The sequence below is a fragment of the Photobacterium angustum genome (assembly GCF_002954615.1).
Taxonomy (GTDB): domain Bacteria; phylum Pseudomonadota; class Gammaproteobacteria; order Enterobacterales; family Vibrionaceae; genus Photobacterium; species Photobacterium angustum_A.
Map to the genome: position 1 here is coordinate 473,988 of NZ_MSCJ01000003.1, position 11,617 is coordinate 485,604.

An 11,617-nucleotide genomic window follows, 5' to 3' on the forward strand; every position below is an offset into this window, starting at 1 on the left:
TAAATTTCAACTATAATCGAAAAAAAGTACTAGGTGATAGGGATACTGGTTATGTTTAATCTATGGAAAAAGAAACAAATCGATAAGCCTGTATTAGGTACCGCATCTATCGCTAAGCAGCGTTTACTTGGTGAGTTACGTACTAATCGCATTCCGTACAATGTTCAAATGATGAAAGATGAGTTATCGAAACTACTATCTCAATGGGCTAACATCAAAGACAATAAAATTGAGATTGTAAAAACAGCAGAGTCGAAATCATTATTGAAGATCATATGTCGTTGCTCGTAATTTAAGAGCAACGTTATATTTTTTGCTTAAGCCTTTACTTAAGCTGAATTTTTATGTCATTCATATATTAAGTACTTCGCTTTTTAGCGGTCCTAACCTTTGTGCTGCTGCGAATTCATACAAATATCTTTACTATTTTTGCCATTCCTAACGATTTTTACATATATTTGTTATCTTCTTCTTAAATATGCCGAATAATTGTTATTGATATATTTAGTTGTTTGTATGATTTATGTAACCGCAAGAAAACGTATGGGATAGTGTAAGTATGCAGGGATGGACGTTTTTCAAAAATAAAAGAATAAGCATTAAATCAATTGTTATTTTTCTTTTTATACTAGTTGCACTTATTACTTCATCGATCGCGATTGGTTTACAATATTACCATAGTAAGCAAATGGCGCGAGATCAGGCAAAAGTTAAGTATCAAATGTTAGCCGAGTCTGTCTCTGATGCTGTAACAGATGTTAGTGATGATGCCATAGCAACGGTAAAGTACCTCTCACACTTAGGCACTATTCTTGATTCGCCATCTAAAGATGTTATTCGTAGCATTTTCACTAATGTTTTAAAAGACAACCCAAGTTTTTATAGTGCCTTTATTGGAACGGATAAAAACTATGCCTATATCATTATCAACTTAGACTCTATGTCTGATGTCAGACGTAAAAATAATGCATTAAAGCAAGATCGCTGGCTGATTATCGAGCGCAGTGCCGATTCAGATGGTATGACACAATATGATTCTTTTTATGATGCCAATTTTAATTTACGAAAAAGAATAAAACGTAAAAATGTTTTTTCACCAACATTACGCTCTTGGTATATAAATGCTACACGTGGTTCAGTTTTCCGTTCTGAGCCTTATTTATTTTTGCCTGAAGAGGTTACAGGCATAACTTACTCAACAGAAGTGCCTACTGATAAAGGCAAGGTTGTTGTTGGTATCGATTTTACACTGGCGCATTTTAATAAATTATTACAAGAAAATAGTGTTAGCGATGTTAGTCATAACTTTCTTTATTTACCATCAGGAGAGTTAGTGGTAAGTAGTGAGCTTTCTTTTAGACAACAGCCATTACCAAAATCTAAACCTTTAGTACTAACGCCAGAAGAGCAAAAGTTAATTAAAAATACCCCTATATTACGCGTATCAAATCAAGAAAACTGGGCACCAATAGATTTTACTATATCGGGGCGTCCTGCCGGATTTATCCCTGATTTACTTTATATGGTAGGCCAATCAACAGGACTCGAGTTTGATTTTTTTAACGGTGCGGGAGAACAAGGATTACAACAGGCATATTCCAACGGAGGGTTAGATATTCTAACGTCTGTACCTGATATTCCAAGTAATCAGGGATTAGGCATTTTTAGTAAACCTTTATTTAAATCTCCCTTTGCAATTGCGGTCTCAGATAGTAAGCATTACGAAAAGTTACAAGATCTAAATGGTAAACGCTTAGCATTATTAAGCAACTGGCCAATTATCTCAGTGATCAAAGAAAAATACCCTTTAATTGATATTGTGACTTACTCACATGTTGATCAAGCTTTAAGAGCAGTAAGTGAGGGGGAGGTTGATGCTTTCATTGATGTAGAAGCTGTGCTTAGTTATGTGTCAGAGCAATTTATGATTAATAATCTGACTTATCATACATTAAATATTGAAAACAGCTTTCCGTTATCATTGGTTTTGCCTCCTGAGAAAAAGCCCCTTTTAGATATTATCAATCGCGCGATTGAATCATTGACGCCTCAGCAGCAACATTATTTAAAGCAGAGGTGGTTAAGCTCTAATGCGGAAGTGAATCGTACAGGTGTCGTTCCTTATGTAGAGTTAATCGACTTTGCAGCAGATGAGTCTTACCAGAACCAACTGATAGAAAAGAATAGTAATGATGATGGCTATTTTTATTATGTACGCGATGTAAGACGTGGTGGACATGATCAAATATTTTTTGCTTCGATGGTACCTAAAGCATCGGTTTATGCCGCCAGTGAAGAAAAAATTCGTACATCTATTTTTACATCGGCCCTATTATTACTTGTGTTACTTCCGTTAGCAGGGTTTTGTGCAAAACCGATAGTTAAGCCAATTTTACGGCTACGTGAAGAAAATAAAAAAGTGAAGCTGCGACGTTATAATGATGTGACTGTGATCCCGACTCGAATCAAAGAGTTTCATGATCTCTCGATGTCAATTTACACGGCTGCTGAATCTCTTCAAGAGCATGAAAAACGTCAAGATGAATTTGTCGAATCGTTTATTCAGCTAATTGCACAAGCAATCGATGATAAATCGCCCTATACCGCAGGCCATTGTAATCGTGTACCTGAAATTGCGTTGATGTTTGCCCATGAAGTGGAAAAATCCAAACAAGGTCAATTTGCCGATTTCCGTTTTAAAAATGCAGCTGAACGTCGAGAGTTTAAAATTGCAGCGTGGTTACATGATTGCGGTAAGATCACAACGCCTGAACATATTGTTGATAAAGGAACGAAGCTAGAAGCAAACTATAATCGTATTCATGAAATTAGAATGCGTTTTGAAGTGTTATGGCGTGATGCGGAGCTTAATTACTTACAACATATTATCGATAACCCACATGAACAAGAAATTGCATTGGCGACATTAAAGCAGGCGCAAAAACAGTTACAAGATGACTATAAATTTGTGGCTAATGCCAATGTTGGAGGGGAATTTATGAGTGATGAGCATATTGCTCGTATACATGAAATCGCCAATAAAACATGGTTACGCCACTTTGATGATCACTTGGGGTTATCACCATTAGAAGAACTAAGTGTATCCGCAAAATCGGAAACATTACCTGTTGAAGAATATTTATTGGTTGATAAGCCAGAGCACTGTATTAAGCGTATTAATGAGCTTAGTTTTGATCCTGCGTTTGGAATACAAATGCAGGTGCCTGAACTTCAATATAATCTGGGTGAGATTTATAACCTGACGATTAAACGTGGTACGTTAACGGCAGAAGATCGCTTTAAGATCAATGAACATATGATCAGTACAATTAAGATGTTAGAAAGTCTACCGTTCCCTGATGATCTGGCGCGTGTACCGCGTTATGCCTCAACGCACCACGAAACAATGAAAGGCACAGGATACCCTCGTAAGCTATCAGCAAAAGATTTAAGTACTCCTGAACGTATTTTAGTGATATCTGATATTTTCGAAGCACTAACAGCAGCAGATCGCCCATACAAGAAGGCTAAACCATTAAGTGTTGCGATAGATATCTTGCACAAAATGGCATTAGATGAACATATTGATATGGATCTATTCAAATTGTTTTTATCAAGCGGTGTTTATATGCAATATGCTGAAAAGTTTTTACCTTCTAAGCAAATTGATAAAGTCGATATTGATAAGTATTTTTCTAGCTAGTCATTTACGTAACATTTTTTGATTTTTTAAAGATTAGCCCACTTTTTATCGTGGGCTTTATTTTTTTTTATTCTCATTAAACATAGGTGTCTATTTTTTGGCTGATGTAATGCAATTAAAAAGAACGTAGAATGTCATAACTTAAAAGTTAGATTTTATATTTGGTACGTAACAACAAAGTAAAAATAAAAAACAGTGTGGACTTAGTATGATAAATAATATTAAGAGCTTTAACCCTATGATTACTCTATCAATACTGGTCATGTTTGTTATTTAACTGAAATATATCGATATATTTCTTTTTATATTGTTGTTTTATCCATTAAGTCAAGAGAAAAATATATCTTATATTTTTACTCTCGTCTGTGTTTATATACGCGCACCTTTAATACTTATATTGGTCGTAAGACTATAAGCATTGCTGATTTTTAACATGAATCAAAATTTAGATATTCAATGTCAAAAAACTATTCAAAACTATATTGATGACACATCAATATGGGAAAAGGGGTCAAACCGCTTTTGCCTGTCAATGACAAAGGTACAGTGGCGAATTTGGTTGTTGGCGACATTTGGAAAGTTTTTCGAAGGAATGATCGTGTTTATGATGGGGCTAACTTTGCCCTTGATCACGCTACAGTTTCATTTAACAGAATTCCAAAAAGGTACCCTGAGCTCTTCAATACTGTTTGGTATATTAATTGGTGCAAGTGCGTTAGGGGGGCTATCTGATCTCTACGGACGAAAGAAAATGTTTATCATTGAGATGGCATTACTTTCTGTTTGTTTAGTCGGTATGGCATGTAGCCAATCTTATCTTACTATCTTACTGTTTAACTTTGGTATCGGATTAGCATTAGGGTGTGATTACCCAACAGCGCATTTAATGATTTCGGAAAGCATCCCGACTAAAAATCGCGGTAAGTTGGTACTTGGCGCTTTTGCTTTTCAGTCGGTTGGTGTTTTGTTGGGTATCCTCACGGGCATTATCGTACTGACTTATGCTGAGGACATTAATGCATGGCGCTTAATGTACATATTGGCATTAGTTCCGTCATTGGCAATAACGGTTGCACGTTTCTTTATTCCTGAAAGCGCACACTGGTTACTGTCGAAAAAACGTGAGAAAGAGGCTGAAAAGTCACTAAAACGATTATTAAATCGTGATCCACAATCTGATATGACATTGACGGTTGTGCCGTGTCCTGAAGGCGAAGATAACCACTCATGGTTAGGCGGCTACAAGAAACTATTTAAGCAAAAGTACCGTGCAAAAACTATTTTGGCTTCTGCTCCTTGGTTTATCCAAGATTTAGGCACATATGGTATTGGTATTTTTACTCCTGTGATTTTAGCGTCGGTGCTTGATCCACATGTCGCTGTTGCAGGAGATGTGCTTCATAGTACGATAGCAAGCATTGTATATTCAGCGAAAGGTACGGCATTGATTGACTCCTTGCTTATTATTGGAGTGATCTGCGCAATTATTTATTCTGAATCGATTGGTCGTATGAAGTTGCAAATTTACGGCTTTATTGGCTGTGCGGTCGGTTTGGCCTTAGCGGCAGTATCGATAAAGCTAAATAGTGACTATCAAATTTATATGCTGTTTTTAGGCTTTATGTTGTTCAATTTTATGAATAATCTTGGCCCTAACGCACAGACTTATTTAATTTCAGGCGAAGTGTTTCCAGTTAAAATTAGAGCTAAAGGCGCTGGTTTTGCGGCATCGATTGCAAAGTTGGGTGCGATTTTAACTGCGTTCTTATTTCCTATATTAATGCATGAAATAGGGGTATTTAATTTATTACTTTGTCTTGTTGCTACATCACTATTTGGTGCATGGGTAACATATAAATATAGATTTGAAACATCAGGAAAGAATATCGAAAACATTTAGATTAATTGCTAAATTTCGATCCTTTTTAAAAATAGATATTGAAAAAGAGCGTAAGAATATTTCTTACGCTCTTTTTTTATTTATGAATACTGTATTTGAACGCTGTGTAATATATTTAATAATAAAGTTATCATTTTTATTGTGTTGTATAACCATACTTTTTGTTTTAAAAACAAACAAAGTTTATGTTTTCTTTATATTTTTCTTCGTAAATATTACCCTTTATTTATCTTCGCCTTGTTAACCTGCCTGCCTCTATTTAGTCATAAGGTACAGTGTTTCCCCGATATGGGATGTACATGAAAATCAACGATGCAAAATCAAAAACAGTCTTTATGGGTACTGACGTGCCTATCTATTGGGATTGTGTATGGTGATATTGGTACCAGCCCATTGTATGCCTTTAAAGCGATGTTTGAAGGTGAACACTCAATAGCCATTAACCAAGCAAATGTTTTTGGTATTCTCTCATTAGTTTTTTGGACCTTCGTGATAACGGTATGTATAAAATATTTAGCGTTGGTAACACGGGCTTCGAATAAAGGTGAAGGTGGCGTTTTAACATTAACCTCTTTAGCGCATAGTGTGGCGCCACCGCATTTTAAAAAAGGTATTTTATTTTTAGGTATGTTGGCGGCTGGTTTCTTTTTTGGTGAAGCCATTATTACTCCGGCGATGTCAGTACTGTCTGCGGTCGAAGGGATCACGGTGATTAATCGCAGTTTTACACCGATGATCTTACCGATAGCTATCACGATTATTTGTGTTTTATTTGCCATTCAAAAATACGGTTCTGGAAAAATTGGGCGGCTGTTTGCACCTGTCATGTTGTTATGGTTTGGCACTATTGGTGTTTTAGGTTTACTCAGTATTATTAAAAACCCAACAGTGTTAGATGCACTTAATCCTATTTACGCCATACATTTCGCTTTTAACCACGGTGCGGCAACCTTGTTTACTTTAGGGGTCGTTGTTTTAGCCGTCACTGGTGTTGAGGCGTTGTATGCAGATATGGGGCACTTTGGTATTAAGCCTATCCGTTTAGCGTGGTTTTTCATTGTCATGCCATGCTTAGTTTTAAATTACTACGGACAAGGTGCGCTAGTGTTATCACAACAGGTGGATATTGATAACCCGTTCTTTATGTTAGCGCCAGATATGCTGCGTTTACCTTTAGTCATTCTTGCAACGTGTGCGACTGTGATTGCCTCGCAGGCTGTGATTTCAGGGATTTTTTCATTAACTCGTCAAGCTGTGAATTTAGGATTTCTACCTCCAGTGCAAATCCACCATACTTCACATCAAGAGCAAGGTCAGATCTATGTTCCCTTAGCTAACTTTTTATTGTTTTTACTTGTGATCACTGTGGTACTGACATTTGGTAGCTCAGAGCGTTTAGCGGCAGCGTATGGGATTGCAGTAACGGCAACCATGTTAATTTCTTCCTTATTTATCCTTGTGGTTGCGCGTTATTTGTGGGGATGGAAGCTAGCCTTTGTTATTCAGTATGCGGCATTCATGCTGTTATATGATGCACTATTGTTTATCGCGACATCATTGAAATTCTCTGATGGTGGTTGGCTTCCATTAACAATCGGCTCAATTGTATTTCTTTTGATGGTCACATGGTATTTAGAGCGAGAAAGGATCAGCCAATTAATTAAACAACCGTTGTCAGCCGAAGCCATGGTCAATGAGTTAGAGCAGAAAGATTGGCCTCGCGCTTCGGGGACAGCCGTCTATTTTACTCGTAATGAAGAGCATGTGCCTGCCTCATTGGTCAACAATTTAAAATATAATGAAACCTTACATGAACGTAATGTACTCATGACATTTAAATACCCTGATCAACCTAGAGTGCATCCACTTAAACGGATTGAAGTAAAACAAATATCGCCTTCATTTTGGCAGATGATTACGTATGTGGGTTACCAAGAATCGTTAGATATGGATCAAATATTCACTGCCTGTAACGGCAAAGGCTTTTCATTGCATGAACTTGATACGGTTTTCTTTATGTCATCCGAGCGAATGAAGTTGAAGCATACGACGTTATGGCATGATCTAAAAGCGAGGCTATTTATATTATTAAGCCGAAATGCGTTGAGAACTTCAGAACGGCTACATGTACCGCAAGATAGATTAATTGAAATAGGGGTACACCTAGAAATTTAATTGTTTATTTTTGCTATATCAAGAGCTTCACGGTTATCCCATAAGTTTGGTGCTAATTGTAGAAGCTCTTTTTACTTTATCGATAATTCCCCTAAAGGTATTATTAAATGCTAACTATAAGACAAATAGCTTGATTTATGACGAATCGAACAAATTGGAATGATCTGAGCAAGACCGCGATTTTGTTGGTGTTCTATGTTTTGGTGACATACATTGGCGTAAAATTTCGTGATGTGATCATTGAAACTGATACCGCGATGCTATTATTGCTACTTAACATTGTGAGTGGTTTTTGGTTAAGGCGAAAGTTTGCTTATGTGATCACGGCTCTCAGTATTGTTGCTTTTCACTTCTTTGTTTTACCTGAACATAATTCGTTTAAATTTCAAAACTATCAGCACATTATTACCTTTACCGTCATGGCTTTTAGTGGTGTTTTTGCGGTTAAAATAACGCAATCTCAGCAGCGTGAAATTAATAAAAATAAGCAATTAAAATCTGAGTTAAACAGTAATTATCATCTAGCATCAGAGTTGGCTTCGCTTAATGAAAGCCAAGCGATCGCAAGCTCAGCGATTGAACATTTAGAGCGAAATGGGCAGTTCAAAGCACAGATCTGGCTATTTTCTCCCACGCTTTTTTGTTTGGCCTCTCACGATAAGTTACAGCAAAGTGAGTACTATTCTGTGGTTGAACGCTTTATGTTGCGAGGAGAGCAATCGAGTGAAGTGCTATCAGCATCTTTGGCATTACATCCACTCAGTGGTCAAGCAGGATTGTTTGGGGTATTAGTGATTCAATCAGAGCAAGTGCAACTGTTTAACCCTATTCTAACCACGCTTATCAGCTTATCCTTGTCACGCTCAGAAGCCAACAGTGCACTAACGATTGCGAAAGAAGCAAACCAATTAGAGCAGATGCGTAATACGCTATTAGCGGCAGTTTCTCATGATTTAAAAACGCCATTAGGATCGATTATTGGCACTGCAACTACTTTAAGTGACTCAACAATAAAATTGCCATTGGATACTCAAAAAGAGCTATTACAATCCATCGCAGAGGAAGGCTATAGCTTAAATCGCAGTTTAACCAAACTATTAGATATTAGTCGTTATAGTACGAAAACCTTGATCCCTAATCGAGATTGGGTAGAGCCAGAAGAAGTGATTGGCAGTGCGACGAAACGCATAGAGCAAGTTGTTAAGTTACATCCAATAAACCTAACGGGTGAAACTATGTTAGTTTCACTCGATTATGCGTTGATTGAGCAAATTATTGCGAATCTTATTGAAAACGCAGCTAAGTATAGCCCTGTTGGCGAAGCAATAGATATCACAACAGACTATCAAAAAGGATGCTTTTCTATTGAGATCGCCGATAGAGGTTGCGGTGTTGCACCCGATGAAACTCAACGAATCTTTGAGCGCTTCTACCGCTCAGAGCACACTAAAGTCAAAGGAACAGGATTAGGCTTAGCTATTTGTAAGCTGATTGTTTCAGCCCACAACGGTACCATTAGCGTCTCGCCAAGGATTGGCGGCGGTAGCATTTTTACGGTAACCATTCCTTGTGATAAATATGATTTAACAGGCATTTATGAATAGCGATACCAAAATATTAGTCATTGAAGATGAAGCACCCATTCGTCGATTTTTAGATATTTTAACAACAGGACACGGCTATAGCGTTAAAACGGTAGAAACCGCACAAGAAGGGCTTAAGCAAATAGTGACTTGGAATCCTCACTTAGTGTTACTGGATTTAGGACTACCGGATGCTGATGGCCTAGAGTTTACCAAAGAGCTACGTACCTGGACTGAGACGCCGATTATTGTAATATCAGCTCGTGATAAAGAAGCAGATAAAGTGCAGGCTTTAGATGCTGGCGCGAATGATTATTTAACCAAGCCGTTTGGTAGTGAAGAGTTATTAGCACGTATTCGAGTTGCTCTTCGTCTACATTCTCACAGTACTGCGACTGAAGTGAGCCAATACCGTTTTGGTGATGTATTACTTGATATGGCAATGCAAACGGTAATGTATAACGGTGAGAGCATTAAACTCACACCGAAAGAATATAAAATACTAACCTTACTGGCAAAAAATATGGGTAAGGTACTGACGCATAAGCAAATATTAAAAGAAGTATGGGGCGGTAATTATACCGAACATGCCCATTATGTCCGTATCCATATCGCTCAACTGCGTCATAAAATCGAAAAATCACCGGCTCAGCCTCAATATATCATCACTGAAAATGGGGTGGGGTATCGCTTGATCAATGGAGAGATAGCCGACAATTAAAAGGGGGCGATTTTTATTAAATATCGTTCTTTATAAAAACTTTATATGACTTAATGTATTTATTACATAAACCTTAGATCAAACTTTATACCATGAAATAAAGCTTTGAAGATAAGGTGGATATATGTTTTTTTATATTGAAATGACAGCAGCAGTCGTCTTTTTTATAGCTATGCTAACTCGTACTTGTTTTTTAAAATCAACGTGGCAGCAACTGACGACTGTTGCGCTACAAGTTATTTCTGTATGGTGTCTGGTTCATCTATTTTTAACCCATGTTTATCCTGAATTTTTGTTTGCGAAAAATGTGATTAGCGTGTGTTTTTCTATGGTCTTTATCCTTGCAGGGTTAAAAGATCGCTATGAATCAGATGTTTACCTTAGTCACCAACCCAACACCGCTGTAAAATAACAGGAACCAACATCATGGGTGAAATCAGTATTGGCAAACTACTTATTGTTGCTGTTATTTTCGTATTGTTATTTGGAACAAAAAAATTAAAAAACTTAGGCAGTGATTTAGGTTATGCATTAAAAGGTTTTCAAAATGCGGTTAAAGATGAGCCCGCTAAAGAGAAAACTGTCGAGAAAAGTGTGGTTGATGACGCGACTCGCTAGTATGTTTACGAGCTAAGTGCATGGTGTTCATTGCTTAAAAAACTCAATATTATTTTGTCTCTCTGTTTAAATTTTATTAATACGTTATGGTAACTGCAGAATTTTTGAATCGGTATTTATCATGAAACGTGGATTGATAATTGATAATAATCTTACAGTGAATAAAACAGCGATCTTACGTGTTGAGTTTGATAGTTCATTTATTATGTTGTTTTTCGCAGATCAAACAGTCATTAATATTTGTTTAAAGCAAGATGAGTTGCATTTCTCATCAGACCAAGCCTATTACCTCGTTGAAGCTGAGTTTAAGCGTGTTCAAACTGAGATTCAGGCGTATTTGAATAGTGAGTTATAGCGTATAAAGATCTGTTTGCGGCATGTTTTTTAAACAGGTAATTGCGCGAATTATTATAAGTTGATGTGTAATTCTTCACGCTATCGTTTGAATGTGTAAAAGTTACGCATACAGTTTGCGAGACACTTTACAATCTAAAATGTGATCGCTATCATACGCCGCACTTACGGAGAGATGGCTGAGTGGTTGAAAGCACCGGTCTTGAAAACCGGCATACGTTTATAGCGTATCTAGGGTTCAAATCCCTATCTCTCCGCCATATTTGATTGTTAAGCTGGATAGCTTGGCAATAACGAATTAATGTGCCGACTTAGCTCAGTAGGTAGAGCAACTGACTTGTAATCAGTAGGTCACCAGTTCGACTCCGGTAGTCGGCACCATTATTTCGGTGGGGTTCCCGAGTGGCCAAAGGGAGCAGATTGTAAATCTGCCGGCACTGCCTTCGAAGGTTCGAATCCTTCCCCCACCACCATTACAATTCCTCCTTAGTTCAGTCGGTAGAACGGCGGACTGTTAATCCGTATGTCGCTGGTTCAAGTCCAGCAGGAGGAGCCAAATAGAA

At 37.4% G+C, this 11,617-nt stretch carries 9 protein-coding genes and 4 tRNA genes; all 13 read left to right on the top strand.

Annotated features, from left to right (window positions below; all coding sequences use genetic code 11):
- Positions 1-51 precede the first annotated feature (51 nt).
- Positions 52-291 carry a hypothetical protein gene (locus BTO08_RS16780; protein WP_105061779.1) on the top strand — a complete coding sequence of 80 codons (240 nt, stop codon included), beginning with the start codon at positions 52-54 and terminating at the stop codon, positions 289-291.
- 397 nt (positions 292-688) lie between these two features.
- The gene (locus BTO08_RS16785; RefSeq protein ID WP_242446290.1) at positions 689-3,703 is read left to right on the top strand and encodes an HD domain-containing phosphohydrolase; all 3,015 of its coding nucleotides are present in this window, start codon (positions 689-691) and stop codon (positions 3,701-3,703) included.
- Positions 3,704-4,235: 532 nt separating this feature from the next.
- Positions 4,236-5,603 (top strand): MFS transporter, encoded by a 1,368-nt coding sequence (locus tag BTO08_RS16790; RefSeq protein WP_242446291.1) that lies wholly within the window; start codon positions 4,236-4,238, stop codon positions 5,601-5,603.
- 312 nt (positions 5,604-5,915) lie between these two features.
- Complete coding sequence (locus BTO08_RS16795; RefSeq protein ID WP_105061782.1) at positions 5,916-7,778, top strand: potassium transporter Kup; 1,863 nt, start codon at positions 5,916-5,918, stop codon at positions 7,776-7,778.
- Positions 7,779-7,915: 137 nt separating this feature from the next.
- The gene (locus tag BTO08_RS16800) at positions 7,916-9,382 is read left to right on the top strand and encodes an ATP-binding protein (RefSeq protein ID WP_105061783.1); all 1,467 of its coding nucleotides are present in this window, start codon (positions 7,916-7,918) and stop codon (positions 9,380-9,382) included.
- Entirely contained in the window at positions 9,375-10,082 is a 708-nt protein-coding gene (locus BTO08_RS16805; protein WP_105061784.1) for a response regulator, read from the top strand. The genes BTO08_RS16800 and BTO08_RS16805 overlap by 8 nt, the downstream gene beginning before the upstream one ends.
- A gap of 124 nt (positions 10,083-10,206) precedes the next feature.
- The gene (locus BTO08_RS16810) at positions 10,207-10,494 is read left to right on the top strand and encodes a hypothetical protein (protein ID WP_105061785.1); all 288 of its coding nucleotides are present in this window, start codon (positions 10,207-10,209) and stop codon (positions 10,492-10,494) included.
- A 14-nt stretch (positions 10,495-10,508) separates the two neighbouring features.
- On the top strand, positions 10,509-10,700 hold the full coding sequence (locus tag BTO08_RS16815; RefSeq protein WP_105061786.1) for a Sec-independent protein translocase subunit TatA: 192 nt from the start codon (positions 10,509-10,511) through the stop codon (positions 10,698-10,700).
- A 121-nt stretch (positions 10,701-10,821) separates the two neighbouring features.
- A complete protein-coding gene (locus BTO08_RS16820; RefSeq protein WP_105061787.1) occupies positions 10,822-11,055 on the top strand; it encodes a hypothetical protein in 234 nt (77 codons plus the stop codon).
- Between the two features lie 168 nt (positions 11,056-11,223).
- Positions 11,224-11,314 (top strand) — tRNA-Ser (locus BTO08_RS16825).
- A gap of 45 nt (positions 11,315-11,359) precedes the next feature.
- Positions 11,360-11,435 (top strand) — tRNA-Thr (locus tag BTO08_RS16830).
- 7 nt (positions 11,436-11,442) lie between these two features.
- A tRNA-Tyr gene (locus tag BTO08_RS16835) sits at positions 11,443-11,527 on the top strand.
- Positions 11,528-11,534: 7 nt separating this feature from the next.
- Positions 11,535-11,610: transfer RNA gene (locus tag BTO08_RS16840), tRNA-Asn, on the top strand.
- The last annotated feature ends 7 nt before the right edge of the window (positions 11,611-11,617 follow it).

What these genes read in the sequence shown, in the direction of transcription:
- BTO08_RS16780 (WP_105061779.1), top strand. Translation starts at nt 52, where the DNA reads ATGTTTAATCTATGGAAAAAGAAACAAATCGATAAGCCTGTATTAGGT.
- BTO08_RS16785 (WP_242446290.1), top strand. Translation starts at nt 689, where the DNA reads ATGGCGCGAGATCAGGCAAAAGTTAAGTATCAAATGTTAGCCGAGTCT.
- BTO08_RS16790 (WP_242446291.1), top strand. Translation starts at nt 4,236, where the DNA reads ATGACAAAGGTACAGTGGCGAATTTGGTTGTTGGCGACATTTGGAAAG.
- BTO08_RS16795 (WP_105061782.1), top strand. Translation starts at nt 5,916, where the DNA reads ATGCAAAATCAAAAACAGTCTTTATGGGTACTGACGTGCCTATCTATT.
- BTO08_RS16800 (WP_105061783.1), top strand. Translation starts at nt 7,916, where the DNA reads ATGACGAATCGAACAAATTGGAATGATCTGAGCAAGACCGCGATTTTG.
- BTO08_RS16805 (WP_105061784.1), top strand. Translation starts at nt 9,375, where the DNA reads ATGAATAGCGATACCAAAATATTAGTCATTGAAGATGAAGCACCCATT.
- BTO08_RS16810 (WP_105061785.1), top strand. Translation starts at nt 10,207, where the DNA reads ATGTTTTTTTATATTGAAATGACAGCAGCAGTCGTCTTTTTTATAGCT.
- BTO08_RS16815 (WP_105061786.1), top strand. Translation starts at nt 10,509, where the DNA reads ATGGGTGAAATCAGTATTGGCAAACTACTTATTGTTGCTGTTATTTTC.
- BTO08_RS16820 (WP_105061787.1), top strand. Translation starts at nt 10,822, where the DNA reads ATGAAACGTGGATTGATAATTGATAATAATCTTACAGTGAATAAAACA.